The 26,487-nt window shown below is 59.7% G+C and carries 24 protein-coding genes; all 24 read right to left on the bottom strand.

Going from position 1 to position 26,487, the window contains the following annotated elements:
• Positions 1-17: 17 nt before the first annotated feature.
• Positions 18-986: a flagellar motor switch protein FliM gene (gene fliM / locus FW764_RS04475; RefSeq protein ID WP_083357499.1), complete on the bottom strand. Its 969-nt coding sequence runs from the start codon at positions 984-986 to the stop codon at positions 18-20.
• Between the two features lie 9 nt (positions 987-995).
• The gene (fliL, locus tag FW764_RS04470) at positions 996-1,496 is read right to left on the bottom strand and encodes a flagellar basal body-associated protein FliL (protein WP_431752666.1); all 501 of its coding nucleotides are present in this window, start codon (positions 1,494-1,496) and stop codon (positions 996-998) included.
• A 219-nt stretch (positions 1,497-1,715) separates the two neighbouring features.
• A complete protein-coding gene (locus FW764_RS04465) occupies positions 1,716-3,029 on the bottom strand; it encodes a flagellar hook-length control protein FliK (protein ID WP_446432925.1) in 1,314 nt (437 codons plus the stop codon).
• A 137-nt stretch (positions 3,030-3,166) separates the two neighbouring features.
• Positions 3,167-3,511, bottom strand: a complete 345-nt coding sequence (locus FW764_RS04460; RefSeq protein ID WP_446432924.1) for an Hpt domain-containing protein — start codon at positions 3,509-3,511, stop codon at positions 3,167-3,169.
• Between the two features lie 30 nt (positions 3,512-3,541).
• Positions 3,542-5,260 (bottom strand): ATP-binding SpoIIE family protein phosphatase, encoded by a 1,719-nt coding sequence (locus FW764_RS04455; RefSeq protein WP_446432923.1) that lies wholly within the window; start codon positions 5,258-5,260, stop codon positions 3,542-3,544.
• Positions 5,257-5,562: an STAS domain-containing protein gene (locus tag FW764_RS04450; protein ID WP_446432922.1), complete on the bottom strand. Its 306-nt coding sequence runs from the start codon at positions 5,560-5,562 to the stop codon at positions 5,257-5,259. The genes FW764_RS04455 and FW764_RS04450 overlap by 4 nt, the downstream gene beginning before the upstream one ends.
• Positions 5,563-5,646: 84 nt before the next feature.
• Positions 5,647-6,096, bottom strand: a complete 450-nt coding sequence (gene fliJ, locus FW764_RS04445; protein WP_056859755.1) for a flagellar export protein FliJ — start codon at positions 6,094-6,096, stop codon at positions 5,647-5,649.
• A 3-nt stretch (positions 6,097-6,099) separates the two neighbouring features.
• The gene (fliI, locus tag FW764_RS04440; RefSeq protein ID WP_094951616.1) at positions 6,100-7,458 is read right to left on the bottom strand and encodes a flagellar protein export ATPase FliI; all 1,359 of its coding nucleotides are present in this window, start codon (positions 7,456-7,458) and stop codon (positions 6,100-6,102) included.
• Entirely contained in the window at positions 7,448-8,212 is a 765-nt protein-coding gene (gene fliH / locus FW764_RS04435; protein WP_446432921.1) for a flagellar assembly protein FliH, read from the bottom strand. The genes fliI and fliH overlap by 11 nt, the downstream gene beginning before the upstream one ends.
• 10 nt (positions 8,213-8,222) lie before the next feature.
• Complete coding sequence (fliG, locus tag FW764_RS04430; protein WP_446432920.1) at positions 8,223-9,239, bottom strand: flagellar motor switch protein FliG; 1,017 nt, start codon at positions 9,237-9,239, stop codon at positions 8,223-8,225.
• Positions 9,232-11,007 (bottom strand): flagellar basal-body MS-ring/collar protein FliF, encoded by a 1,776-nt coding sequence (fliF, locus tag FW764_RS04425; RefSeq protein WP_083357490.1) that lies wholly within the window; start codon positions 11,005-11,007, stop codon positions 9,232-9,234. The genes fliG and fliF overlap by 8 nt, the downstream gene beginning before the upstream one ends.
• A 16-nt stretch (positions 11,008-11,023) precedes the next feature.
• Entirely contained in the window at positions 11,024-11,353 is a 330-nt protein-coding gene (fliE, locus tag FW764_RS04420; protein ID WP_016972029.1) for a flagellar hook-basal body complex protein FliE, read from the bottom strand.
• A gap of 131 nt (positions 11,354-11,484) precedes the next feature.
• Positions 11,485-12,882, bottom strand: coding sequence for a sigma-54-dependent transcriptional regulator (locus FW764_RS04415; protein ID WP_446432919.1), 1,398 nt, complete (start codon positions 12,880-12,882; stop codon positions 11,485-11,487).
• A 7-nt stretch (positions 12,883-12,889) separates the two neighbouring features.
• Positions 12,890-14,101 carry a sensor histidine kinase gene (locus FW764_RS04410; protein WP_446432918.1) on the bottom strand — a complete coding sequence of 404 codons (1,212 nt, stop codon included), beginning with the start codon at positions 14,099-14,101 and terminating at the stop codon, positions 12,890-12,892.
• A 110-nt stretch (positions 14,102-14,211) separates the two neighbouring features.
• On the bottom strand, positions 14,212-15,687 hold the full coding sequence (locus FW764_RS04405) for a sigma-54 dependent transcriptional regulator (protein ID WP_407019693.1): 1,476 nt from the start codon (positions 15,685-15,687) through the stop codon (positions 14,212-14,214).
• Positions 15,688-15,856: 169 nt separating this feature from the next.
• Positions 15,857-16,153 (bottom strand): flagellar protein FliT, encoded by a 297-nt coding sequence (gene fliT, locus FW764_RS04400; RefSeq protein WP_406980338.1) that lies wholly within the window; start codon positions 16,151-16,153, stop codon positions 15,857-15,859.
• A 24-nt stretch (positions 16,154-16,177) separates the two neighbouring features.
• Positions 16,178-16,582 carry a flagellar export chaperone FliS gene (gene fliS, locus FW764_RS04395; protein ID WP_446432917.1) on the bottom strand — a complete coding sequence of 135 codons (405 nt, stop codon included), beginning with the start codon at positions 16,580-16,582 and terminating at the stop codon, positions 16,178-16,180.
• A 137-nt stretch (positions 16,583-16,719) separates the two neighbouring features.
• The gene (gene fliD / locus FW764_RS04390; protein ID WP_446432916.1) at positions 16,720-18,129 is read right to left on the bottom strand and encodes a flagellar filament capping protein FliD; all 1,410 of its coding nucleotides are present in this window, start codon (positions 18,127-18,129) and stop codon (positions 16,720-16,722) included.
• An 81-nt stretch (positions 18,130-18,210) separates the two neighbouring features.
• Positions 18,211-18,561, bottom strand: coding sequence for a flagellar protein FlaG (locus tag FW764_RS04385; protein WP_446432915.1), 351 nt, complete (start codon positions 18,559-18,561; stop codon positions 18,211-18,213).
• Between the two features lie 74 nt (positions 18,562-18,635).
• A complete protein-coding gene (locus FW764_RS04380; RefSeq protein WP_446432914.1) occupies positions 18,636-20,051 on the bottom strand; it encodes a flagellin N-terminal helical domain-containing protein in 1,416 nt (471 codons plus the stop codon).
• Positions 20,052-20,336: 285 nt separating this feature from the next.
• Entirely contained in the window at positions 20,337-21,266 is a 930-nt protein-coding gene (locus FW764_RS04375; protein WP_446432913.1) for a ketoacyl-ACP synthase III, read from the bottom strand.
• A gap of 279 nt (positions 21,267-21,545) precedes the next feature.
• Positions 21,546-23,147 carry a flagellar hook-associated protein 3 gene (locus FW764_RS04370; RefSeq protein WP_446432912.1) on the bottom strand — a complete coding sequence of 534 codons (1,602 nt, stop codon included), beginning with the start codon at positions 23,145-23,147 and terminating at the stop codon, positions 21,546-21,548.
• 14 nt (positions 23,148-23,161) lie between these two features.
• Positions 23,162-25,207, bottom strand: coding sequence for a flagellar hook-associated protein FlgK (flgK, locus tag FW764_RS04365; RefSeq protein WP_446432911.1), 2,046 nt, complete (start codon positions 25,205-25,207; stop codon positions 23,162-23,164).
• 10 nt (positions 25,208-25,217) lie between these two features.
• Positions 25,218-26,483: a flagellar assembly peptidoglycan hydrolase FlgJ gene (flgJ, locus tag FW764_RS04360; protein WP_446432910.1), complete on the bottom strand. Its 1,266-nt coding sequence runs from the start codon at positions 26,481-26,483 to the stop codon at positions 25,218-25,220.
• Positions 26,484-26,487: the final 4 nt, after the last annotated feature.

The raw sequence follows: 26,487 nt of genomic DNA, 5'->3' as shown, positions 1-26,487 counted from the left end.
GCAAAAATAGTTGTTGATCAGCGACGGTTGATCGGTTCGATCACTTGCAGCGCCAAATTGCCTTTGTGGGAACCCAGCTTGACCTTGAACGACGGCACGCCGCTGGCACGCATGATCAGTTCTTCCGGTAATTCCACGGGAATCACGTCCCCCGGCTGCATGTGCAAAATATCGCGCAACCGCAGCTGGCGACGGGCCACGGTGGCGCTCAGGGGTACGTCGACGTCGAGCAGGTCTTCGCGAAGGGCCTTGACCCAGCGTTCGTCTTGATCATCCAGGTCGGACTGGAAGCCGGCGTCAAGCATCTCGCGCACCGGCTCGATCATCGAGTACGGCATGGTCACGTGCAGGTCGCCGCCACCGCCATCGAGCTCGATGTGGAAGGTGGAGACCACAATGGCTTCGCTGGGGCCGACGATGTTGGCCATGGCCGGGTTCACTTCCGAGTTGATGTACTCAAAATTGACTTCCATGATCGCCTGCCAGGCTTCCTTCAAGTCGATGAAGGCCTGCTCCAGCACCATGCGCACCACCCGCAACTCGGTGGGGGTGAATTCACGACCTTCGATCTTGGCGTGACGGCCGTCGCCACCAAAAAAGTTGTCCACCAGCTTGAACACCAGCTTGGCGTCGAGGATGAACAGCGCGGTGCCGCGCAACGGCTTGATCTTGACCAGGTTGAGACTGGTGGGCACGTACAGCGAGTGCACGTACTCGCCGAACTTCATCACCTGCACACCGCCGACCGCCACGTCCGCCGAGCGGCGCAGCATGTTGAACATGCTGATACGGGTGTAGCGGGCAAAACGTTCGTTGATCATCTCCAGCGTCGGCATGCGTCCACGGACGATGCGATCCTGGCTGGTCAGGTCATAACTTTTGACGCTGCCGGGCTCGGCAGCCATTTCGGTCTGTACCAGACCATCGTCGACGCCATGCAACAGCGCGTCGATTTCATCCTGGGACAGCAGGTCTTGCACGGCCATGTCGTGATCCTACTGCAATACGAAGTTAGTGAAGAGCGCCTGCTCGACCACGACTTTGCCGAGCTCTTTCTGGGCCACTTCCTGCACGCTGGCAGTGACCTTCTGGCGCAGCATTTCCTGGCCGACCGGGGTGGCCAGGCTGTCGAAGCTCTGCCCGGAAAACAGCATCACCAGGTTATTGCGGATCACCGGCATGTGCACTTTGAGCGCATCCAGGTCCGCCTGGTTACGCGCCAGCAAGGTGATGCTCACCTGCAGGTAGCGTTGACGACCGTTCTGATTGAAGTTGGCGACAAAGGCCGGAAGCATCGGCTCGAAGATTGCCGGTTGCTTGACGTTAGTGGCGGTTTCGGCGGCGGGGGCTGGTTTGCTCGCGCTGCTATGCATGATGTACCAAGTGCCGCCCACTGAGGCGCCGATGGCCAGGAGCAGGCCCAGCACGATCAACAGGATAAGCTTGAGCTTGCCTTTGCCTGCGGGGGGAGTTGCTGCGTCGTCGCTCTTCGCCATGCCAATAATCCGTCACTATTCGGGAATTCATAGATCTACGGAAAGGCAAGAGCAAGTGTTATGCCAGAGTTGTCTGGTAATTGGGGAAGCGAGAACACCACGAATCAAATGTGGGGGCTGGCTTGCCTGCGATGGCGGTGGCTCAGCTCACATCTCTGTGACTGATACACCGCCATCGCAGGCAAGCCAGCCCCCAGATTGACTGGGTTTCAACAGGTGTCAGGCGTAGTAATCGACGGCGCTGGAGCCGATGATGGTCTGGGTCACCGGCGCGACGGCTGCCGCCACCTCAGCGTGATCACTGCCATCACCGCCGTCACCTCGTCCACCGCTACCGCTCACGCTGCGGGCCTGGTTCTGCGGCTGTTGCTCCTGGCCCTGCCCTTGCCAACCACGGGACTGGTCGGAGACGTTAACGTCCACCTGCCCCATGCCCTGCTGGGCGAACATCTCGCGCAGGCGGCCGGACTGGCTTTCCAGCGCTTCACGCACCACCGCATGACCACTCATGAAGGTGACCTGGGCCTGTTGGTCCGCCGTCATGTTGACCTTGATATCAAGGCGCCCCAGCTCTGCCGGCTGCAACTGGATCTCTGCTGACTTGAGGTTCGCGCTGGACAGGTACATCACGCGGTTAACCACTTCTTCGGTCCAGCCACCCTGATGCATGGCCAACGGCGCATTCGCTACCGGTGGCAACGCATTCGCGGTTTTCGGCGTGGCGGCCTGGGTCAGAGCGACCAGGCGGTTGGCGAAGTCATCGACGCGGGTGTCGCTGCTGGCGTCTTTCAAGTCCTTGAGGCCGCCTTCGATCAACCCGCTGAAGGCTTTGTCACCGCCTTGATCAGTGCTGTCTTTGGTGGCTTGCTGGTCGACCATATTGGCCAGGCCTGCAGCGAAGTTCTGCGCAGCGGTCGGCTGATCCTGAGTCGTCGGCGCGGCTTTCTGCGGCGTCTGGCTGCTGGCCGACACGTGACCGCCCTGCTCCATCGCCAGGCGCACGGCCGGCATCGCGTCCAACGGGTCGGCTTCAGGGTCGAACGCGGGCTGCTTGATCTCATCCGTGGCAGCGACCGGTGCCGCCACGACCGGCTGGGCCTGGTCGTCCTTGGCCGCAACAGGCGCAGGTGTTTCCACGGGGACAGGCACGGCCACCGGCGTGACGGTGACAATCAAGGCCGGGTCGACGGGGGGTTGCTGCACCAAAGACGAGTCGGTGGGTTTGTCGTCGTGACTGCTGGCACTGCTGTCGGACTTGGCCGGTGGCTTGGCAGGCAAGGGATTGCCGCTATCGGCAACCGCTGGCGTGCTGGCGGCAGGCTTGTCGCTGGCATCGGAAGGTTTGTCACGCGTGGGCTTGGCCGAGGTATCGTCGGCTTTTACCGTGGGTTTCGCGCCTTGGCCGGCGAACACCTGAGCGAAGCCAGGGCCCTTGTCCCGTGGGTCCGCAGCCGCGACCTGGGGGGTGACGGCAGGCGCTTGAGGCTTGGCCACGGAGGCAGCCTGAAGAAGCGAATTCTGGGCGACTGGCATAGGTAAAGGTCTCCACTGCATAGGGGATCGGGGATGCAGTCATGGAGGTACAGCAAGAGTTGGGCCAGGTTGCTGGTCTGGATGTTTTTAACGTGTACATATCCGTTATTCAGACAACGGATATGTACTCAACATACCTAAAGCTGAAAGCGCTCTCGCTCCGACTCATACATTGGTCGAACCAACGCAAACTCATGATCAATCTGATCAACCAGGGCGCCCAAGTCCGCCGTCGCGCCAACAGACTCGACCTCCAGCCGCTGACACAACTGCGCCAACCGAACCGCCCCGAGGTTCCCACTGCTGCCCTTGAAGCTATGCGCTATACGCCCAAGCGCCTTGGCATCATCGCGCGATTTGCGCAACGCCTCGACGCGCTTCTGCGAATCGTCGAGGAAGGTATCGAGCAGCTTGGGATACTCGCTCTCCATAACCTCCTGCAAACCCGATAACACGTCAGGGTCCAGATGAATCTCAGCCACTTGCTCGCTCCTTGATCAAGAATCGGCGGATTATGCCAGAGCCTCCCAGTAAAACTCCACGCACACACTGCGCCCGCCATCCAACCAGCGCACATCGCGGCTCAACTGCCGGACCAGACTCAATCCGCGTCCAGACAGACGGTCGACGTCCAGCGGGCGCGCCAGCACCTGCTCCACGTCAAATCCAGGACCGCTGTCGTCGATGCGTAGCGTCATTTTGCCGCCCGTGGGGGTTGGCACCACCTGCACGTGCACACGCACATAACCACTGTTCAATTGCACAAGGCGCTCATTGCGCTGATGGTAATACTCGGCGAACCCCCGCGCATCAAGCTTGAGCCGCGAATCCAAGCCCAGCACGCCATGCTCCAGCGCGTTGGAATACAACTCAGCCATCACACTGTAAAGCGCTCCGCTCTGCTTGCGCAGGCCATGGATCTCCTGCAGCAATTGCAGCAAATACGGCAACGGGTTGTACCTTTTAAGCGTCTGCGCACGAAATTCAAAACTCACCGACCAATCCAGCGGGCATGACTGCCCGCTGTCGGCATACATCGGCTCGGTCGCGCGCATTGGCTCGCCGGCCTGCAAGGTGATCTCGACCATGCTGACGTCGTCGCGCGCCTGGCCACGAAACGCCGCCAGGGCTTGCTCGATGTCTTCGAACAGCCGGTCAGGTTCGCGATTCGCCGCAAACACCTGCTGCAGGCGTTCGGCACCGAACAACTGGTCATTGGCATCGGCGGTGTCCAGCACACCGTCAGAGAGCAAGAACACGCGGTCGCCCAAAGCCATGGGCCAAACTTCGGTGCTGTCATCAAACCTCTCGGCCTTGAGCACGCCCAACGGCAAGTGCCGCGACATCAACGGCGTGCGCTTGCCCGTGGCGACTTCATGCACATAACCTTCGGGCATGCCGCCGTTCCACACCTCCACCACTCGCCGCTCGGCACTCAGGCACATCAGGGTAGCGCAGCAGAACATGTCCACCGGCAGGATACGTTTGAGCTTGGCGTTCATCTCGCGCAGGATCTGGGCCAGGCCATAGCCCTTCGCCGTCATGCCGTAAAACACCTCCGCCAGCGGCATGGCTCCCACGGCCGCCGGCAAGCCATGGCCGGTGAAATCGCCGAGCAGTACGTGCATGTCACCGCAGGGCGTGTACGCCGCCAACAGCAGGTCACCGTTAAACAGCGCATAGGGCGATTGCAGGTAACGAATGTTTGGCGCCGCGTTGATACACCCCGAATGCGCCACCTTGTCGAACACCGCCTTGGCCGCACGCTGCTCATGCAGCAGATAATCGTGGTGCTTGGCGATCAGGTCACGCTGCTGCAACACCGTGCTCTGCAGCCGACGCAGGCGGTCCATGGCGTTGATCTTGGCAGCCAGGATCAACGGGTTGTAAGGCTTGGGCAGGAAGTCATCACCCCCGGCATCCAGGCACTGCGCCAGGGCTTCGCTCTCGCGCAACGACGTGAGGAAGATGATCGGCACCAACGCTTCCCCAGCCAGCTGCTTGATGCGGCGAGCCGCTTCAAAGCCGTCCATCACCGGCATCAGCGCGTCCATCAACACCAACTGCGGGCGCTCGCGGGTAAACACCTCGACCGCTTGCGCACCGTTCGTGGCGGTGAGTACCTGATGGCCCTGGCGCCGAATGATCGTCGACAACAACAGCAAATCGGCGGCGCTGTCTTCGGCGATCAGGATCGTCAGCAGTTCAAGGACTGGGGCCAAGCTGCTCAACCGAGATCGAACAGTTTGTCGAAGTTGGAGATGGCGAGGATCTTGCGCACGTCGGAGTTACTGTTGATCACCTGTACTTCGGCGTTATCGCCACCGGCATGGTCGCGCAACAGCAGGAGCATGCCCAAGGCGGAGCTGTCCATGTAGGTGGTGTCTTTCAAGTCCACCACGTAGACCTCGGGCACCTTGTAGAAACACTCGTAGGCATCACGAAAGGCTTGGTGGCTACCGAAATCGAATCGCCCCTTGATAGTAATCGTCGCTTTTTTCCCATCCAGGGACACTTCTGACTCGACTGACATACGACTGCTTCCTTGTCATTGGCAATGTGCAACAAGGTTTAGCAGGTGAATCGGCTATGAGCAACACAGAGGAGCAAATGACACTTAGTACTGTGATTGGCGGGGAAGGCGTTGTGAAAGCTCATCCAGCAGCTTCTGCTCACGCTTATCTTCAAGCGCCCGCGCTTCGTCGATGTAGCGCTGCACCAGTTTGCGCAAACCTTCGACCCGGGCAAACGCCGCCTGCCAAGCCTCGCGGGCTTTATCGAGGTTGTTCTGGTGCCAGGCGAGGCTCTGGCGCTGCTGGCCGACGGCAGTCTCCAACTGATTGAGGAAGCCCTGATAGCCCATCAACCACTGGCCGGACACGCCTTTGCTGCCGCGTTCGATCCACTGCTGTTGGTATTCGCCGCGAAAGCGCTCCAGGTCGCCCAGCTTGCTTTCCGCCAGGCGTACCTGCCCCTGAAAGTAGCCCAAGCGCTGCACAGCCGTTTTCTCGGCTTTTTCGGCCATATCTACCACGGGTGCCAGGCGTGAAGAACGCGTGCTGGCCATGGCTTATCCGCCTGGCGCTGGCGCGAAGATCGAGCCCAGGTGTGCCTCGCTTTCGCCCATGCTGATCTTGTCGTTGAGGCCTTGGCGCAGGTAGGTCACCAGTTGCGGCTGCAGGGCAATCGCCAAGTCAGTTTCGCGGTCACCACCGGCCACGTAGGCGCCGACACTGATCAGGTCGCGGCTCTGCTGATAGCGCGACCACAATTGCTTGAAGTGCTGCGCGCGGGCCATGTGCTCGGGGGTAACCACCGCCGGCATCACCCGACTGATCGACGCTTCGATGTCGATGGCCGGGTAGTGCCCTTCTTCCGCCAGGCGCCGCGACAGCACGATGTGGCCGTCGAGCACACCACGCGCCGAGTCGGCAATCGGGTCTTGCTGGTCATCGCCTTCGGACAACACCGTGTAGAACGCGGTGATCGAACCGCCGCCGGCTTCAGCATTACCGGCACGCTCCACCAACTTAGGCAGCTTGGCGAACACCGACGGCGGGTAGCCTTTGGTGGCTGGCGGCTCGCCGATGGCCAAGGCGATTTCCCGCTGAGCCTGGGCGAAACGCGTGAGCGAGTCCATCAGCAACAGGACGTTCTTGCCCTTGTCGCGAAAATATTCAGCGATGCGCGTGCAATACATGGCGGCGCGCAAGCGCATCAGCGGCGCATCATCGGCCGGGGATGCGACGACGACCGAGCGCTTGAGACCTTCTTCGCCGAGGCTGTGCTCGATGAATTCCTTTACTTCGCGGCCCCGCTCGCCGATCAGACCGACCACAATGATGTCGGCTTCGGTAAAGCGCGTCATCATGCCCAGCAGCACCGATTTACCCACGCCGGTACCGGCGAACAGGCCCAGGCGCTGGCCGCGACCGACCGTCAATAAACCGTTGATGCTGCGAATGCCCACGTCCAGCGGCACGCTGATCGGGTTGCGGTTGAGCGGGTTGATAGTGGGGCCGTCCATCGGCACCCAGTCCTCAGCCTTCATGCCGCCTTTGCCGTCCAGCGCGCGACCGGCACCGTCCAGCACACGACCGAGCATGCTCATGCCCATCGGCAGGCGGCCAGTATCGGCCAGCGGCACCACGCGGGCACCGGGCGCGATACCCGCCAGGCTGCCCACCGGCATGAGGAAAATCTTGCTGCCGGAAAAGCCCATCACTTCGGCTTCGACCTGCACCGGATGGTAGCTGTCGTCGTTGATCACCAGGCAACGGCTGCCCATAGCGGCGCGCAGGCCTTCGGCTTCGAGGGTGAGGCCGACCATGCGCAACAGGCGCCCTTCAAGGATCGGCTGGCCGGGCAACTCAGTGGCCTCGGCGTAGCCGCTCAGGCGCTTGGCGAAGCTGGTGCGATCAAGGCGCATCGGCGGCGTCCAGGTCCACGCTCAGGTCAGGTTCGGCCGGGTGCAGGGACTGTTCATGCAATTGATCGAACATTTTCGCCATGATCTGGCTGATGCGGGTTTCCACCGTGGCATCGATGCGGCTGTGTTCGGTTTCGACGCGGCAACCACCAGGCAGCAGCGCCGCATCCTCGACGATGCGCCAGGTTTCTTCGTGGCGCTCGCGCAGGGCTTTGACCTGTTCGAAATCCTGCGGATTGATGTACAGCCGCACATTGCCAACGCCCAAAGGCAACAGCTTGAGGGCTTCGCGCATCACGCTTTCGATATGGCTGGAATCGAGCACCAGTTCGCGCTGGATCACCTGGCGGGCGATATGCTCGACCAGGCCGATCATGGATTTTTCCAGCTGCGCATCCTGCTCGGCAATAGGGTCAAACAGGTTGCCCATCAAGCGTTCCAGGCTGGCCAGCTTGACGCTCAGCGCCTCCTCGGCCTCTTGGCGAACTTTCAGCGTGGTGCTGCGAAAACCATCTTTTTCACCCGCGGCGAAGCCTTCGTTGTAGGCCTCCTGGCGGATGGCTTCCAATTCTTCGAGGGTCAGTGGCTGGACTTCCTCCAGCGGCACTTCTTCCATTTGCGCCGGTGTTTCTTCAACCGGCTCAGGCTCGGGCTCCGGCACATGCGGGTCGAAGCTGGGCAACGACCAGATGTCGAACCCGCCGACATCCCGAGCGCGAATCAGATCGCTGGGCGTCTCATCTTTGTTCGACATGGGAAGCGCCTTAAATCATTTCTTCGCCGCCCTTCCCGCCGAGAACGATTTCTCCGGCTTCGGCCATACGGCGGGCAATGGTGAGGATTTCCTTCTGGGCGGTTTCCACGTCGCTGACGCGCACCGGGCCTTTGGCTTCCAGGTCGTCGCGCAACAGTTCGGAGGCACGCTTGGACATGTTCTTGAAGATCTTCTCTTGGACGCCGTCGTCCGAACCTTTGAGCGCCAGTACCAGCACATCAGACGACACCTCACGCAGCAACGCCTGGATGCCACGGTCGTCGACATCGGAGAGGTTGTTGAACACGAACATGAGATCTTCGATCTGGCCGGATAGGGTGTCGTCGATCTCGCGGATCGAGTCCATCAACTGGCCTTCGACCGAGCTGTCGAGGAAGTTCATGATGTCGGCTGCGCGCTTGATACCGCCCAAGGTAGTGCGCGAGGCATTCGAATTACCCGAGAACTGCTTCTCGAGAATCGTGTTGAGCTCTTTCAGGGCTGCCGGCTGCACGGTGTTCAGCGAAGACACGCGCAGGATAATGTCCAGGCGCACTTTATGGTCGAAATGGCCGAGCACTTCACCGGCCTGGTCCGGGTCCAGATAAGCGACGACGATGGCCTGGATCTGGGGGTGTTCGTAGCGAATCACGTCGGCAACGGCGCGCGGCTCCATCCATTTCAGGCTGTCGAGGCCGCTGGTGTTGCCACCCAGCAGGATGCGGTCGATCAGGCCGTTGGCCTTGTCTTCGCCCAAGGCCGAGGTGAGCATCTTGCGGATGTAGCTGTCGGAGCCGACGCCCAGGCTGGTCTGGTCGCCGACGATCTCGACGAACTCGCTCATCACCTGCTCGACTTGCTCACGGTGCACATTGCGCATTTGCGCCATGGCCACGCCTACACGCTGAACCTCTTTGGGGCCCATGTGACGCAGCACTTGTGCGGCGTCGGTCTCACCCAAAGACAGCAGCAACACGGCGGCTTTGTCGACCTTGGTGAGCTTGGCAACAGCGGCTCGATCATTCATCTGCGTTAATCCACTCTTTCACGACCTGGGCCACACGGCCCGGGTCTTCTGCCACCAGACTCTTGATTGCGTTCAACTGAGCGTCATAGCCTTCGCTCGGGCTTGGCAACAGGATGCTTTGCGGGCCGCCGAGGCTGACACGGTCGTTGGCCAGCTCGCCGTCCAGGCCGCCCATGCCACCCAACTCGACGTCGCTTCCTGCAAGCGCCAGCTGTTTTTTGCCGTGACCTGTGATGTTGTTGAGCACCGGGCGCAGGACACCGAACACCAGCACCAGGATGAACAACACACCCAGCACTTGCTTGACGATGTCCCAGAACCACGGCTGCGTGTAGAACGACGGGTCGGCGATCACTTCGCCACGCTCGGCGGAGAACGGCATGTTAATCACGCTGACGCTGTCACCACGGCTGGCGTCGAAACCGACGGCGTCCTGCACCAGGCGCGTGAAGCGCGCCAACTCATCGGCGCTCCATGGCGCACGGGTCACAGCACCGTCAGCGGCATTGACCTTGACTTGGTCATCGACCACCACCGACACCGACAGGCGATTGATTTTGCCCTGTTGCTGCTTAGTGTGGCTGATGGAACGGTCGAGCTCGAAGTTCTTGGTCGACTGGTTCCGCTTGTCCGCCGGGTAGGGCGCGAGCATCGGCTGGCCGGTGGCCGGGTCCATGATCTGTTGACCGTTGGCGTCCAACAAAGGCTGGCCAGGCTGGATCGCACCGGCGGTTGCGGCGGCGCCACCGGTGGTTTGCGGTGCCGAAGCCGGAGCCGGTGGCTGATTACTCAGGGCACCTGGAACACCTTGCGGGCCGTTGCTGGCAGTACGTTGTTCGCTGGTGGACTGCTCGCTGCGCAGTGCTGGCTGGTCCGGGTTGAATTGCTCAGAGGTCGACTCGACCGCACTGAAATCCACGTCGGCGGACACTTCCGCCTTGTAGCGGTCGTTGCCCAACACCGGTTGCAGAATGTTGTGCACACGCTGGGTGAGCATGCTTTCCATACGGCGGCTATAGTCGAACTGTTTGCCAGCCTGGGTCAGCGCAGAGTTTTCCGCCAGGTCAGACAGCAGGTTGCCCTTCTGGTCGACCACGGTGATTTGCGACTTGCTCAATTCGGGAACGCTGGTGGCCACCAGGTTGATGATCGCCAATACCTGGCCTGGCTCCAGGGAGCGGCCGGAAAACAGTTCGACCAATACCGAGGCGCTTGGCTTGCGTTCATCGCGTACAAACACCGAGCTCTTAGGAATCGCCAAGTGCACCCGGGCGCCTTTGACGTTATTGAGGCTCGAGATGGTCCGCGCCAATTCGCCTTCCAGGCCACGACGGTAGCGTGTGGCTTCCATGAACTGGCTGGTGCCCAGACCTTGATCCTTGTCGAGGATTTCAAAACCAATGTTGCTGTCGGACGGCGTTACGCCAGCCGCTGCCAATTTCATCCGCGCACGCGCCACGTCGTCAGCCTTAACCAACAGGGCGCCTGAGTTGGGCTCCACGGTGTAGGGGATGTCGGCGGCGGCCAGGGTCTCCATGATCTGCTTGGAATCCATGCCCGCCAGGCTGCCGTACAACGGGCGGTAATCAGGTTGCTGCGACCACAGCACCACGGCAAAACCAATCGCCACGCTGGCAGCCAGACCGACCATCAGGCCCACCTGACGCAACATGGTCATTTCGGAGAGGTTTTCCAGGAACGACAGGCCAAACAGCGGCGATTTGCCGTCTGCCTTGGCGGGTACGTTGTCCACGACTGCTTCTGCCATGACTTAAATCTCGTCCTTAAACCGGCATCTGCATGATGTCTTGATAAGCCTGAACTAACTTGTTACGCACTTGGGTCAAGGCCTGAAAGGAAACGCTGGCCTTTTGCGAGGCCACCATCACATCGGTAAGGTCCACGCCGCTTTTGCCGATCTCGAAGGCGGTGGCCAACTGATTCGAGGCTTGCTGGGTATCACTGACTTTATTAATTGCCTGACCGAGCATGTCGGCAAAACTGCTTTGGCCCAATTCCGGCGCTGGCGCGACGGATTTCGGTTGAGCCATGGCATCCATTTGCATGGAGCGCATATCCAACATCAACCGATTGAACTCAATACCCTGGCTCATGACCTTCTCTCTCCGACGACCCGCAATTTTTTGACACTACGTAGCGGTTACTAGGGGTGGTAGCAACAAGGGTGCCAGCTCCGTGGCGATTCGTAAGAAAAGGCGACAAACCCTGTCGGCCTATGCATTTATCAGGTGGCGAAGAGGTAGGCTTCCACATCCATTCCCGCATCGCGCATCTGCGCCAGCTTGTAGCGCAAGGTGCGCGGGCTGATCCCTAAGCGCTCGGCCGCTTCCTTGCGGCGGCCGCGCTCGGCGCGCAGGGTATCGATGATCATCTGGAATTCGCGGCGACGCAGGTCGTCGCCCAGGCCGCCGCCAGGCTCGGCTTCGGCCACCACTGCTGGCGCTGGCGCCAGGCTGGGCAATGGTGCCGCGCCACTGCTACTGCTTAGGCTACCGCCAAGGGCCAGGCAGAAGTCTTGCGGCTGGATAAGCCCACCCTGCTGCAAAATCAGCGCGCGCTGGATGGCGTTGTCCAATTCGCGCACGTTGCCGGGCCATGGGTAGCTGATCAGGCAAGCCTGGGCGTCGGCCGACAGCCGTGCCTGGGCGTGCTTCATTTTTTTGACGTGGCTGTTCAACAAGCGCTCGGCCAGCGGGATGATGTCCGCCGGACGCTCGCGCAGTGGGCGCCAGGCTAACGGGAACACCGAAAGTCGGTAGAACAAGTCTTCACGAAAGCGCCCCGCCGCCACTTCGCCCGCCAGGTCGCGGTTCGTGGTGGCAATCACGCGGATATCCAGCTGGATCGGTTTACGCGCGCCGACGCGCTCGACTTCGCGCTCCTGCAGTACGCGCAGCAGCTTGGCTTGCAAACCCAGGGGCATTTCCGAGATTTCGTCGAGCAAAATAGTGCCGCCGTCGGCCTGTTCGAACTTGCCCGCCTGGGCCGCAATGGCGCCAGTAAACGAGCCCTTCTCGTGGCCGAACAACGTAGCTTCAAGCATGTTGTCGGGGATAGCCGCGCAATTGATCGCGATAAACGGTTGTTTGGAGCGGCCGGATTGCTGGTGGATATAACGCGCCAGCACTTCTTTGCCGGTGCCTGACTCGCCGGAAATCAACACTGTGGAATCACTGCGCGCCACACGGGCGGCCAGCTCCAAGAGTTGCGCGCTGGCCGGTTCGAAGGCAATCGGGCCTTCGCCTTCGACGCTCGAAATCACGCCGAGGGCGTGGCGGGCGACCAGCTCGATCAAGGCTTTGGGCTCAAACGGTTTGACCAGGTAATCCGCCGCGCCTTGGCGCATGGCGTCCACCGCGCGCTCCACCGCACCATGGGCAGTCATCAGCAATACCGGCAATTGGGGCTGACGCGCGCGCAGCACGCCGAGCAATTGGTGACCGTCCATGCCAGGCATATTCACGTCGCTGACTACGAGGCTGAAGGACTCCTGCTCAACGGCCTCCAAGGCGTCCTCGGCAGAGCCGACCGCCCGGTAGTCATGGCCCGCCAACAGCAGCGTGTCAGCCAATGCCTCACGCAGCGCACGATCGTCTTCAACCAATAAAACCTTGATAGCCATAGTCCTTTTACTCCGCGCTTGCCGCGCTGAAAAACAGCGGCAAGGTCATCAATGCACACGTACCACGCCCCAACCGGGAGTGCAGCTGCAATTCTCCCTGATGCGCACGCGCCACTGCCTTGACCACGGTCAGGCCCAGGCCCGTACCGTTGGTCTTGGTGGTAAAAAAGGGTTCGCCCAGGCGTTGCAGCACCACCGGGTCGATGCCGCTGCCGCTGTCGCTGATGCACAGACGCAGGGTTTGCTCGCGGCTGTACAGGTGCACTTTGAGCCGTGCACCCGGGCCGCTCGCCTGGGTGGCGTTTTCGATCAGGTTAAGCACGGCGCCGACCAGCGTGTCGCGACTGCACAGCAACTCGCCGAGGTGGCTGTCGCACTGCCAGCGCACGTTGACATCCTGGATATGCGTGGCCGCCGCCGCTTGCAGCGACTGCATCAGCTCGGACGGCGTGATTCGATCGGTCAGCGGCAATTCGCCGCGGGCAAACACCAGCATGTCGCGCACCTGATGTTCCAATTCATGCAGGCGCTCCTTGAGGCGACCGGCAAATCGTTGGTGGGTGGCGGCTGGCAATTGTTCATCAGTCAAATGACTGGCGTAGATCAGCGCCGCCGACAACGGCGTGCGAATTTGATGCGCCAAAGAGGCGACCATGCGCCCCAGCGACGACAATCTTTCATGGCGCGCCAGTTGGTCTTGCAAGTGACGGGTTTCAGTCAGGTCGTTGAGCAACACCAACTGCCCAGGCTCAGCATCCAGGGAGCGAGTGGCGATGGACAAGCGGCGCCCGTCCTTGAGGGAAATCTCATGGCCGTCATCTTCACGCGGCGCAAAGCAGCGCGTGATGACGTGGCGCCACAGCTCGCCTTCGAGCGGTTCGCCCAGCAAGTCGCACGCAGCCGGGTTGGCTTCGCGGACATGGCCCATTTCATCGATGACAATCACGCCACCGGGCAATAGGTCGAGGAGGTTTTGCAGGCGGTTGGCCAAGCGCTCTTTTTCGGCCAGCTCTTCCATGCGCTGAGCACTGACCACCGCCAGCTCGCCTTTAAGCTCGGACACCCGAGCCTCCAGCAAGCTGTAGGAGTCAGCCAGCTGGCTCGACATCTGATTGAACTGCGAGAACGCCTGTTCAAGACCCTGCCGGGCAAGCGGCTCTGCGCACGGAACAAGCCCCGTAATAGTAGGGGCTGAAGAAAGTTGGGCGGCGTGGGGCATCATGCTCTCTCGCGTGGTTGACCGTCAGTTAAACGGAACGTTACGAGGGCTGTAGCAATACCCGTGCCTAAAAAAATAGGCTTATTTTTCAGTCAGTTGAAAAACAGGCGTCAATCATCTGCCTGTTCATCACCTTCTCGACGACTCATGCCGTACTTGCGCATCTTCTCAACCAAGGTGGTTCGACGAATGCGCAAGCGCTCGGCGGCGCGGGCAACAATACCATTGGCATCGTCCAGCGCTTGTTGGATCAGGCCCTGTTCCAGGCTACCGAGATAGTCCTTCAAGTCCAGGCCTTCCGGCGGCAGCATGGCGGTGGAACCGAAGTCCGGCGTATGACCATTAATGGCCACGCGCTCTTCCAAGTCGCTACGCAGGCTGTCCACGAGTTGCTCGTCTTCATCGTCGACGTAGCGGAATTTTTTCGGCAGTTCGACCACGCCAATCACACCGTAAGGGTGCATGATCGCCATGCGCTCGACCAGGTTGGCCAGCTCGCGGACGTTGCCCGGCCAACCATGGCGGCACAGCGACATTATCGCGGCGGAATTGAAGCGAATCGAGCCGCGCTTTTCGTGTTCCATGCGCGAGATCAGTTCGTTCATCAACAGCGGGATATCTTCCACGCGCTCACGCAGCGGGGCCATCTCGATCGGGAATACGTTGAGGCGGTAGTACAGGTCTTCGCGGAAGCTGCCGACTTCGATCATGCTTTCGAGGTTCTTGTGCGTGGCCGCGATGATGCGCACGTCGACGCTCTGGGTCTTGTTGCTGCCTACGCGCTCGAAGGTGCGCTCCTGCAGTACGCGCAACAGCTTGACCTGCATCGGCAAAGGCATGTCGCCGATTTCATCGAGGAACAGCGTGCCGCCGTTGGCCAGCTCGAAACGCCCGGCACGGCTGGTGATCGCCCCGGTAAAGGCGCCCTTCTCGTGGCCGAACAATTCGCTTTCGAGCAGCTCTGCCGGGATCGCCCCGCAGTTGACCGGCACGAAGGGCCCGTCGCGGCGCTTGGAGTGATAGTGCAGGTTGCGTGCAACCACTTCCTTGCCGGTGCCGGACTCACCAAGGATCAGCACGCTGGCGTCGGTGTCGGCCACTTGCTGCATCATCTGGCGCACGTGCTGAATCGCACGGCTGGTGCCGACGAGGCTGCGGAACAGATTGGGTTCGCGGTGGCGGCCGCGCTCGCGGGCCTGGTCGTACATCTCGCGGTAAACCTGGGCGCGATGCAGGGAGTCGAGCAATTTGCTGTAGCTGGGCGGCATTTCCAGGGTCGAAAGCACGCGGCGGCGCTGATCTTCCGGCAGGTCCACGGAAGAAATATCGCCCATCAGCAACACCGGAAGGAACTCATCCCAGGTCGCCAGTGTCTTTAACAGGCCTTGAACCGCACCAGGAGCGTTTACCGTCCCGATCAGTACACAAATGACTTCACGGCTCGATGACAAGGAGCTGACCGCCTGCTGCCAATCATGGCTACCGCAGGGTAAATTTTCTTCGCCAAGAAAATTTAAAATCACCGCCAAATCGCGGCGGCGGACGCTATCGTCATCGATCAGCAGAATTTTGGTTTCACGCCACATGCAATAGCAACTTCCCTAGTAAAACTTCCTGCCCCAGAGTGAGGGCAATCAAGACGCCTGTAAGATTCTTACCCTACTAGACGTCTGAAATCTGAAAACAGCACTAGTTAAGTCAAAAATGCTGGCACAGTCAAATATATGACGCACCGTTCGGATTAACTGAGCCCATTCAGCCGAACAGATGGTAAACCTTTGACGCATTTTTAGCTTGGTTGATCTGCGACATCTCTTCGAAAATCGCCTGGCGCTCGCCGGTCGTCACTTCAAGCAACTGCTGATAAACCGCCAGTAGGCTTTCCAGCTTTTCCCGCAGCGCATCTTCATCAACCGGCGCTTCGCTGAGCACTTCGTCGATCACGCTGCGACAGCCCATATCCAATTCGCCAATGGCGTCCCAGTTACGTTCCGCCAGCGCGCCGATCAAGGCTTCACGGGTTTCATCAATGCGTTGCAGTGCGTGGCTCATGACGTGTCCTCAAGGCCAGTGGCCTTATTGTGCAGCACCTTGTGGCTCAGCGATGGCGTCCCAGCCTTCTTTCACGGTAATCAGCAAACGGGCGACTTCGTCGATCATGTCGGCATCGTTATGCAGGTTAGCTTCCATCAAGCGGTTGGTCATGTAGACATACAGGCCTTCCAATTGCTGGACGTAATCCTTGTTGTCGCTTTTTTCCGCATCCAGGCCATCACGCAGGCCGATCAGGATATCGGTGGCCTTGCCCAGCATGAGGCCCTTCTGCGCGACGTCGCCACGCGCGAGTGCGCCTTTGGCTTGGGCCATACGGTCCAGGCCACCTTCCATCAACATCTGCACCAGGCGATGCGGGCTGGCTTCAGAGATCTGGGCATGGGAATTGACCTTCTGGTATTGGCGAAGGGCTCTCATGGGATTCATGTTTCTACCTCGTGACAGGCAACAGCGAGAAGGTTTTCAGTAACCAATATGTCGACTGGGTCGCAAAAAACTTTAACCCGACGGTCTTAGAAAGAACAAAGCCCAGGTCAACGGACCCGGGCTTTTTATGCGATCAATCAGTTGCTGTTGCTTTTCGAATTACTGATCGCGTTGAGCGTGCCGAGGATGCTGTTGCTCTGCTGGCGCAGCTGCGCCACCAGGGTATCCATGGCCGTGTACTTGCGGGTCAAGGCGTCCTGCATCGTCGTCAGACGCGTATCCAGGTCGGTCTGCTGCTTGGTCAAGTCCTTCAGGCTGTCGGCCAACGACGTCGTGCGCGTCGCCAGAATCCCCGTGGTGGGCTTGGCGTAGGAGTCGGTCGCGGCCGTCAAGCGTGCGAGCAGACCGGTCTTGCCGCTGAAGATACTGTTGATATCGGCGGCATTGGTCAGCACCGCCTTATCCCACTGCTTGCTGTCGATGCTCAGCGCGCCGGTGTTCTGGTCAGTGGTAACGCCGAATTGCGCCAGGGACTTCAAGGTGCCATTACCGGAAAGTGAGTTGAACTCGTTGCGAATCGCCGCCTGCAAGGTGCGCATGGTCGAGTCGCCGGTCAGGGTCGCGGCAATGGAGTTACCGGCAGCATCCTTGGTGACCTTGGTCTCGGCGTTCATGGCCTTGAGCAGGGCGTTGTAGGTGTCGACAAAGCCCTTGACCCCGGACTTGAGCGCGGTGGGGCTGGTGGTGACCGAAATGGTCATGGCTGTACGAATAGGATTCGTGGTATTCGGATCATTGGGAGTGACCGTAGGTGAAAGTGACAGCAACTTAATGCTCACCCCACTCACCGCATCCGTGATGCTGTTGGATTTGGACTCCGCCGCAATGCCATCGATGGTGTACTTGGCGTTCTGAGGCGGGCTGACTACCGTGTAGCCGGTATCAATCCCAGAGTTGCCCGACATCGTCAGGTCCGAACCAACCCCGCCATTCGTGGAGGTCAGAATAAGACGCGAACCCGTGGAGTCTGTGAGGATGTTGGCACTCAAGCCGGCGGTGCCGAACGTGGTGTTGATCGAATCACGCACCTGTTGCAGCGTCGCGCCTGCCGGCACACTCAGGTCGAAGTTCTTGCCCGACTGCGAGATGGTCAGCGTTGTCGGCGTGGTGCCGGCGTTCACAACTGTCGACTGGCCACCGGCATACGTTTTGGTCGATAGCTTCGACGGTGTGGCCAGTTGGTTGACGATCAACGAGAAGCTGCCGTTCGCAGCCCCCTGGTTGGCCGTCATGGTGGCGACCTTTTCGTCCGAGGACGTACCGGTCAAGCCACTGAAGCTGTTATCCGTGCCCATGCTGGTCAGCGCACCACGGAAGGCGTCCAGGGCAGCCTGGATCTTGCCGATCGACGACAGCTGGGTAGTTGCCTTTTGCGATTGAGTGTTGATCTGCGCCTGCTTCGGCGCTCGCTCGGCATCCACCAGGGACTTCACAATCGCCTGGGTGTCAAAGCCCGACCCCACGCCTGTAATAGTTGTACCCGCCATCATCCTTCTCCTGTTCCGGTGGCTGCCGTTATCTTGACGAACAACACTTCAAGTCGTAGCAGCAACAAATTTCATGCCAGCTTAAGCCTTGTCGTCAAACAACACGTGGCTGGCGCTGGACAAGCTTTGCGCCAGCTTCAAGGCCGTTTCCGAGGGAATCTGGCGGATCACTTCACCGGTGTCGGTGGCAATGACCTTGACCACAACCCTATGGGTGGAATCATCAATCGAAAAATCCAGATTGCGCTGGGCCGCTTGTACGAATTCTTTAATATCAGTGACCGCTTTTTCCAGATCGCCCTTTTGGGACGGACCTGCGGTTGGCGCGGCCGGCTCAACCTTGCTCTTGTCTTTGTCAGCAACCACAGGTGCCGCAGCGCCTTGAGGGGCCAGCGGCGGATAAGACAAGTTCAACTTTACATTCATGTCCATGCCCAATCTCCTCTGACTGGAAAAGACGAAAGGGCACGTAAACGCGCCCTTCCGTCAGTCACCAAGTGCTGTAATTACTGAAGCAGCTTCAGTACAGCGGATGGCAGCTGGTTAGCCTGCGACAGGATCGCAGTGGAAGCCGACTGCAGGGTTTGCTGCTTGGTCAGTTCAGCGGCTTCGGAAGCGAAGTCGACATCCTGGATGGTGGAGCGAGCAGCAGTGCTGTTTTTCTGGATGTTGGACAGGTTGTCCACAGTGCTGGTCAGACGGTTCTGAACAGCGCCCAGGCCCGAACGGGAGCTGGAGATGGTCGCGATAGCCTGGTCGATCACGGAAACGGCGTTCTGCGCCTTGGTGGCGTCAGTTACGTCGGTTTGTGATACGGAGGTCTTGGCCGAAGCAGCCGAAGTAGCGGCACCGAAGATACCGGTCACACCAGCGCCTTCCAGGGAGTAGCCCTTGGCGGAGTCCATGTTCACCGCACCGGTGGCGATGATGCCATCAGCCAGGGCAGTAGCAGTACCGTAAGTGCCGGAACCGTCTTTGGTTGCAACAGTGATGGTGCCGGCAGCGGTCGAAGCGCTGAAGGACAGGTTTTCACCGGTGTCGGATTTAACCGACAGAGTGCCTTTGGTCTCGTCGTAGTTAACGCTGATACCCAGTTTGGCGGAGTTCGACTTCAGCTGGTCAGCCAGGCTGGCAGTGTCTTTTACGCCAACGAACGTGGTGGCTTGGCCGCCAACGGTCATGGTGAACGAAGCAGGAGCGGTAGCAGCACCGGCGCCGACTACGAACTCAGCTTCAGTGCTGGCGGTAGCGTTCAGGCCACCGATGGCGCCGTTCAGCTGGGCAGCGATGGTTTTGGCAGAAGCTGCACCGGCTACGGTAACGCTGGCAGTCTGGCCGTTACCGGTCACTGCGATTGCGCCGCCTACAACACCAGCGCCTGGAGTGATGCCGATGCTCTTGATTTGCTGCGAACCGATGTTGTTGGCAGCAACGTTGTCCAGGGACAGGTTGATGGTTTCGTTAGCATTGGCGCCAACCTGGATCGACTTGGTACCGTACGAACCGTCCAGCAGCTTCTGGCCACCGAAAGTAGTGGTCTGGGCGATACGGGTCAGTTCCGAAGTCAGAGCCTGGTATTCGTCGTTGTTCGACTTACGGTCGTCGGTGCTCAGGGAGCCAGTAGCCGAGGACAGAGCCAGGGTACGCATTTTTTGCAGAATATCGGTCGAAGCCTGCATTGCGCCTTCAGCGGTCTGCGCGATGGAGATACCATCGTTGGCGTTCTTTACAGCTTGACCCAGGCCGTTGATCTGGCTGGTCATACGGTTGGCGATACCCAGGCCGGCGGCGTCGTCTTTAGCGCTGTTGATACGCAGGCCGGAAGACAGGCGCTGCATCGATTGGGCCAGGGCGCCGCCAGCTTTGTTCAGGTTGCCCTGAGTAGTGATCGAAGCAATGTTGGTGTTTACTGTTAAAGCCATGACGAAATCCTCGTTGGATGGATACTGCGGCTTCCGGCCCTGGCAACCGCCGGGTGTGGCCTGAGAACCTACGTAATAGTTATCGTCGTGGGAGCCGGTTGCTTGAGGCTTTTTTTGAAAATTTTTACTAGCCCTGTGCCACCCCTTGAATTTCAACGGTTTACGGTAGCTCAAAACCCCGGATTCATTGGCTTTTCTGGCGCCAAATAAAAAACGCCGATGATCGGTCGATCATCGGCGTTTTTTTATGCCGCGCTTGTGGAGAGCGTTCAGGCTATTGAGGCGTCACGGGCGATAGAGAATTGCCGAGCCCCAGGACAGGCCAACACCAAAGCCACTGATCGCCACGCGCTTCCAGGTCGCGCTCATCACGTGCTTTTCAAGCAACAGCGGAATGCTCGACGACACGGTGTTACCGGTCTCGACCATGTCCTTGATGAACTTGTCCACCGGCGCATCTTCAAACCGCCGCGCCACGGCATCGACAATCGCCGCACTGCCCTGGTGAATGCAAAACGCATCGATGTCGTCAGCCTTGAGGTCAGACTCATTGAGCAGTTCGTGCAAATGCGCCGGCACCTTGAGCAAGGCAAAGTTGAACACCTGGCGGCCGTTCATGAAGAACACACCATCACTGACCTTCAGGTGCGGTGCGCCGGAACCATCGGTGCCGAATTTGGACTTGCCCAGCAACCACGGCGCGTCTTCGCCCATCCAGGTGGCGGTGGCGGCATCGCCGAACAACATGGTGGTGTTGCGATCTTGCGGGTCGACGATCTTCGAATACGGGTCCGCGGTAATCAGCAGGCCGTTTTTCAGGCCGGTGGCTTCCATGAAGCCCTTCATCGCGTAAATGCCGTAGACGTAGCCGGAGCAGCCCAGGGAAATATCGAAGGCGGCCACGTGAGTTGGCAGGCCGAGTTTGTCCTGAACGATAGCGGCGGTGTGCGGCAAACCCTCTTCGTCGCCGTTCTGGGTCACGACGATCAGCGCGTCAATCGACTCGCGCTTCAAATCCGGGTTGTTGGCAAACAAAGCGTTGACCGCCTCGACACACAGATCAGAAGTTTCCTGCGTCGTTTCCTTGCGCGGCAGGAACGCCGAGCCGATCTTGCCAATGATGAATTCTTCATCCTTGGCGAATTTGGCACCCTGGGCGTAGTTATCGATCCCGTCTGCCGGCACGTAACTGGCGATGCTTTTTATGCCAATCATTGTGGCTTCCCAATACTAAATAGCTGGAGAACACCCCGCGAACTGCCTCGGGGGCGTTGACAATAAAGGGGATAACCCCGCAAAAATCTCGCTGAAAGCCTGCGCGCAACGACCTGGCGACGACTTTTCCTTTTCACACGATACAGTGAAGATGCGCTTTATGACTCACAGGTCACTCAATTTTGTGTGCTTTGTGCAAAACCTTCAAACAATTAAGGCGCAGAAACGACAACGGCCCAGCCTGTTACCAGGCTGGGCCGCTGCGTAATCGCGATGGGATTACATTCGGCTGAACAGGGTCAACTGGGAAATTTTCACGAAAGCCAGTTGCGACGCTTGCAGCATGGTTTGCTGCAACGTCAGGTTGATCGCCGCCTCGCCCATGTCGATGTTGGCCAGATCGCTCATGGTGCTGGTATTGGCCAGGCCAATACTGGTGTTTTCACTGGCCTGGATATCCAGGGCATTCTGCCGCGCACCGATGGAGCCACGCACGTTATCGAGTTGGGTACGCGAATTGGCCAGGTTGCTGATCGACGCATCCAGGACATCCTTGAGCTTGATCATCGCCGCCGGATTGCCGTCGGCAGGTTGCTCCAGTGCCTGACGCAATTGGCTGAGGGTATCCAGCGCGTTCTGGGTTTTCTTAGTACTGGCACCGACTGAGAATTGGTCACCCGCCTGCGGTGGTCCGGCATTCACATCAAACGTCACCCCAGCCGCCGTCACGGTTGTGCCGCCGCCGGTATCACCGGTGGCAATTGCCTTGCTGTCGGTCGAGTAAGGTTGGGCGTACACCTCGTAGGCGGTGGCGCTGGTGAACTTGATAACCGCCCCACTGTTGGCCGGGAACGTGCTGGCGTAATCCGCCTGATTGGACACACGAGCACCGGTCAATTGAGCCGTGGAGGTATTGCTTGGCGTGCGCGAGACGCTGAAGGTATCCGGCTTGGCTTCCAGGCTGAACGAACGATCCTTGACCAGTGCATCAGAATTGGCGCCGGGCGAGACATCACCCAGGCTCAGCGTGATATCGAACTTCACACCGCGCAACGCCACGCTGTTACCGCCTTCCTTGGTGGCATCGAACGTGCCGTTGCCGGGAATCTCGGACGTTACGTCGTTGCCGTCCTTGTCGGCCACCTTGTATTGCGTGCTGCTGGTGAAGGTCAGCTTGTAGGGCTGGCCATCAGCGAATTTCTTGGTGTAGTCAATACCCGAGGTGACCAACCCGGCCGACAGCGCGACCTTATTATCATTGACCGTAGGCGGCACCGTCTGCGGCACCGGCGGCAGCCACGTGGCCTGGGTGCGCCCCGAGTTGGCTGCGCCTTCCAGAATGGTCTTGCCGGTATCACCAGCGCTGACGTTCAGCGTATTGGAAACCTGCAGACTCAGCGGCGTTTCATCACCCTGATAGCTGTAGGTGCCGTCGCTGTTACGCGAATACGGCGGGGTCTGGGACCTGGAGCCGGAAAACATATAGTTGCCGGACGAGTCTTTGCTGTTGAGCAGCCCCAGTACCTGATTTTCAATCGCGCCGATCTCGCTGGCGATAGACCGGCGATCAGCATCGCTGATCGAACCACCGGCACGCAGCGCCAACTGACTGGCGCGCTGCATCGCATCGTCGATCGAACTCAGTACGCTTTCTTCGTTGGTCAGGGAGTTTTTCAGGCTGGTGACGTTACCGCTGAACTGGCCCAGCATGTCTTTCTGCTGTTGCAGCAACAGCAACCGTGCGGCCGCTACCGGATCATCCGCGGCGGTTTGCACACGCACACCGGAGCTGGCCTGTTCCTGGGCCTTCACCACACTGGAGTAGTTGTCCGAGTACTTGGCGGAGCTGGTTTCGTAATATTGAGCAGTCGAAATACGCATCGTACCAAGCTCCTTTAAAGACTATTGATCAGCGTGCTGAAGGTTTCTTGCGCAGCCTTGATGATCTGCGACGACGCCGTGTAGTACTGCTGGAACTTGATCATGTCGCCCGCCTCCTCATCCAAGTTGACCTGGGACACCGAGTTACGCGCATCCTGGTTGGCCTTGAGCAACGCACCGGTGGCTGTGGTGTCGGTAATGGCCGAGGCAGCCTTGGCCCCCACCGTGGAGACCAGGCGGCTGTTAGCCGCGACCAAGCTCACACCGCCGCCGCTGCCGTCCGACAACCCGACCGTGGCCTTGGTTTGCAGGTCCAGCAGGGCTTGGGCATTGCGGTTGTCCGACTTACCCGACGCGTTGAAGGAGAACGTGGTGCTGTCACCATCGGCAGGCGCGCCCCCCACGGTCGTATCAAACTTGAAGCTCTTGGCCGGCACCAGCAGTGCGCCGTTGGCGTCACGCATTGGCACGTCGACGGTGATTTTGTTGCTCGTGCCCGGCACGATAGTGCCGTTGCCAATCGGGTTGCCCTGAGAGTCATTGAGCGTGTAAGCCTGAGTGCCATCAGCGGCTGGCTTACCGAACACCATCTTCACTGGCATCGAGTGTTCAATCCCAGTACGCAATTGAGCGGTATCCGCGCCACCGTGAATGTCGATCGGCACGCTCAAGGTCGGCGGCGTAAAAGTGCCAGTGCCTTGGTTGGTCTTGCTGCCCTCACCCAGCAACGGCCCGGCGAATGCGATTTTATTCGCGTCCTTCAGGTCGGTACCCATGTTGGTCGCACCGTTAGCGGTCGGGCTAACTTTGAAGCTGTCGCCGGCGGCGATCGGCCCCTTGCCGTCTAACGCCAAGGTGAACCCGTCAATCACCGGCGGCGGTGTAGTGGTCGTGTCGAACGCGCCCATGGCTTTACCGTCGGAACGCATCACGGTGTAATTGTTGCCACTGGTGAAGGTGACTTTATAGTCGTAGGTCGACAGCTTGCTGCTGTCTTGGATGCTCACGTTCAGGTTGCCGGAACCGCTGCTGTTGCTCGCCGCGCCAACGCTACGCTGGGCAATCGCCGCGGCGCTGTTGATGTCCTTGAACAACGACGAGCCGAAGTCACCGTTCAAATCCAGGCCCTGGCCCAACTGACTGTTGACGGTGTCGGCAGTGGCAATCGCAATACGCCCCAGGTCATTGATCGCTGGCATCAACGCGTCACTGCGATAACGCAGCAGGCCGCCAATGCTGCCACCGCTGATGACGTTACCCAGATCAATCGATGTGCCGCCGCCAGCGTTGAGCTGGATGGTGTACTGGCTCGGGTCGCTGGCGCTCGGCACTGCCGAAATAGTGTTGGACTGATCACCCAGCACCAGCGACTGGCCACTGCCGGTACTGACGCTGAACACGCCATTCTTTTCGCTGGCGGTAACGCCGACCAACTCATTGAGCGAACGCACGGCTTCGTTACGGGTATCCAGCAGGTTGGCCGGGGCGCTGTTGCTTGAACCCTGGGCCTGAGTGATCTGCTTGTTGAGCGAGGCAATCGAGGAGGTCAGTTTGTTGACCTGATCGCTCATGGTGCTCAACTGGCCATTGATCGACTCTTTTTGCTGGTTCAATTGGTTGGAGATCGAGTTGAAACGGTTGCTCAGGGTCTGCGCACTGGACAACAGCACTTGCCGGGCGGACACGTCACTGGGGTTGGCCGCCGAGGTCTGTACGGCGGCGAAGAACGCACTCAACACCGAGGACATGCCGGTGGTCTTGTCCGACAAGGTCTTATCAATCGCACTCGCCTGGCTTGCGTAAGCCTTGACATCGTTATTGAGTGAGGTGCTGTTCTGGTAGGCCGCATCCAAGAACTCGTTATACACCCGGCGCACATCCGCCAGGGTCGTGCCGCTGCCAATAAATACGCCGCCGTACGGGTTCGAAGCGCTGGCATTCTGAGTCGTCTGCTGGCGCGAGTACCCCGGAGTGTTGGCGTTGGCGATGTTGTTACTCAGGACCGACAACGATCCTTGAGCGGCGTTAAGCCCCGACATCCCGATATTGAGCAAACTCATGATTCAAACCTTATAAATGAGTGGATGCGCCCGCGGCAGCGTAGTTCTGGTAACTGTTCATCGTTTTGGCGATCTGCGAAATCTTGCTGGCGTAGTCCGGGTCGGTTGCATATCCGGCTTTTTGCAACTCGCGTACAAACTGTTCCGGGTTGTCGGCTGATTTCACAACTTCTTTATAGCGATCATTGCTTTGCAGCAATGTCACGAGGTCGTGGAAGCTGTCCTGATAGGAGTTATAGGAGCGGAAGTGTGCCGTCTCCTTGACCATCGCCCCATCACGAAACTCGCTGGTAATCGCACGCGCCTGGCCGCCCTGCCAACTCTGCCCGGCCTTGATGCCGAACAGGTTGTGGCTGCTGCTGCCGTCTTCGGCGCGCATCACCGATTTACCCCAACCGGTTTCCAGGGCGGCCTGGGCCACCAGGTACTTGGGATCGACACCGATACGCGCTGCAGCGGCCTTGGCCATCGGCAGCATGGTGGCGACAAATTCATCCTGCGAGCTGAAGGCTTTCTTCGCCGGCGCCAGCGGTGGCTGGGCGATGGCGCGGCCATACACCTGCATGCGCCCGCTCGGCACGGCGAAGCTACGCGTGCTGTTGATCACGTTGTCGGCGACGGCGCTATTGCGCAACGGCGCGCTTTTGGCATCGATGGCAACCGGTGCGTTGGGCACGATGCCGGCCAACAGTCGATCCGTCAGCTTGCTCGGCAAGGCGATACGGCGCTGGTTCATCAATTCCATATCGTTGGCGTGGGTACTGGCGCCTTCAGGCACCGCCACGCGGTAAGCCCACAGCGGTCGCTGGCCATTGGAGCGGCCCAGCGGCCCCTCTGCTTTAGTGCCCGCTGCAATTTCAGTCGGCACATCGACTTTCTTCGCGGGCGCTTGCGCCGCCTCCGGGCCTTGCAACGTGGCCGCCTGGGCGTCCACCGGTTTGTTCTTCTGCATTTGGCGCATCAACACGTCAGCCAGACCGATACCGCCGCCCTCGCGGGACATCGAGACCGCGAGTTGCTGGTCATACATTTCCTGGTACTGCTTGGCGGCCGGGGTATTCAGTGGGTTGTCCTTGCCCAGCGCTTCGGTGGCCGAGCGCATGGACTTGAGCATCTCGCTCAAGAACAGCGACTCGAACTCCTGCGCCACTTTGCGCATGTTGCCGTCACTGTTCTTGTCAGCGCCGACCTTGAGCTGGTTAAGCCGGTTCAGGTCGGAGTAGGACCCCGAGTCCGCTGTGCTGCTGATCCCACTCTTGCGCATATCCATGGCCATGACC

The sequence above is a fragment of the Pseudomonas sp. 1152_12 genome (assembly GCF_052850675.1).
The sequence above is the reverse complement of the archived record's forward strand: the minus strand, read 5'-3'. Positions and strand labels throughout refer to the sequence as shown.

Bases quoted from the DNA above. Each gene is read 5' to 3' on its own strand.
- fliM (WP_083357499.1), bottom strand. From the start codon at position 986: ATGGCCGTGCAAGACCTGCTGTCCCAGGATGAAATCGACGCGCTGTTG.
- fliL (WP_431752666.1), bottom strand. From the start codon at position 1,496: ATGGCGAAGAGCGACGACGCAGCAACTCCCCCCGCAGGCAAAGGCAAG.
- FW764_RS04465 (WP_446432925.1), bottom strand. From the start codon at position 3,029: ATGCCAGTCGCCCAGAATTCGCTTCTTCAGGCTGCCTCCGTGGCCAAG.
- FW764_RS04450 (WP_446432922.1), bottom strand. From the start codon at position 5,562: ATGTCAGTCGAGTCAGAAGTGTCCCTGGATGGGAAAAAAGCGACGATT.
- fliJ (WP_056859755.1), bottom strand. From the start codon at position 6,096: ATGGCCAGCACGCGTTCTTCACGCCTGGCACCCGTGGTAGATATGGCC.
- fliI (WP_094951616.1), bottom strand. From the start codon at position 7,458: ATGCGCCTTGATCGCACCAGCTTCGCCAAGCGCCTGAGCGGCTACGCC.
- fliH (WP_446432921.1), bottom strand. From the start codon at position 8,212: ATGTCGAACAAAGATGAGACGCCCAGCGATCTGATTCGCGCTCGGGAT.
- fliG (WP_446432920.1), bottom strand. From the start codon at position 9,239: ATGAATGATCGAGCCGCTGTTGCCAAGCTCACCAAGGTCGACAAAGCC.
- fliF (WP_083357490.1), bottom strand. From the start codon at position 11,007: ATGGCAGAAGCAGTCGTGGACAACGTACCCGCCAAGGCAGACGGCAAA.
- fliE (WP_016972029.1), bottom strand. From the start codon at position 11,353: ATGAGCCAGGGTATTGAGTTCAATCGGTTGATGTTGGATATGCGCTCC.
- FW764_RS04415 (WP_446432919.1), bottom strand. From the start codon at position 12,882: ATGGCTATCAAGGTTTTATTGGTTGAAGACGATCGTGCGCTGCGTGAG.
- FW764_RS04410 (WP_446432918.1), bottom strand. From the start codon at position 14,101: ATGCCCCACGCCGCCCAACTTTCTTCAGCCCCTACTATTACGGGGCTT.
- FW764_RS04405 (WP_407019693.1), bottom strand. From the start codon at position 15,687: ATGTGGCGTGAAACCAAAATTCTGCTGATCGATGACGATAGCGTCCGC.
- fliT (WP_406980338.1), bottom strand. From the start codon at position 16,153: ATGAGCCACGCACTGCAACGCATTGATGAAACCCGTGAAGCCTTGATC.
- fliS (WP_446432917.1), bottom strand. From the start codon at position 16,582: ATGAATCCCATGAGAGCCCTTCGCCAATACCAGAAGGTCAATTCCCAT.
- fliD (WP_446432916.1), bottom strand. From the start codon at position 18,129: ATGGCGGGTACAACTATTACAGGCGTGGGGTCGGGCTTTGACACCCAG.
- FW764_RS04385 (WP_446432915.1), bottom strand. From the start codon at position 18,561: ATGGACATGAATGTAAAGTTGAACTTGTCTTATCCGCCGCTGGCCCCT.
- FW764_RS04380 (WP_446432914.1), bottom strand. From the start codon at position 20,051: ATGGCTTTAACAGTAAACACCAACATTGCTTCGATCACTACTCAGGGC.
- FW764_RS04375 (WP_446432913.1), bottom strand. From the start codon at position 21,266: ATGATTGGCATAAAAAGCATCGCCAGTTACGTGCCGGCAGACGGGATC.
- FW764_RS04370 (WP_446432912.1), bottom strand. From the start codon at position 23,147: ATGCGTATTTCGACTGCTCAATATTACGAAACCAGCTCCGCCAAGTAC.
- flgK (WP_446432911.1), bottom strand. From the start codon at position 25,207: ATGAGTTTGCTCAATATCGGGATGTCGGGGCTTAACGCCGCTCAAGGA.
- flgJ (WP_446432910.1), bottom strand. From the start codon at position 26,483: ATGGCCATGGATATGCGCAAGAGTGGGATCAGCAGCACAGCGGACTCG.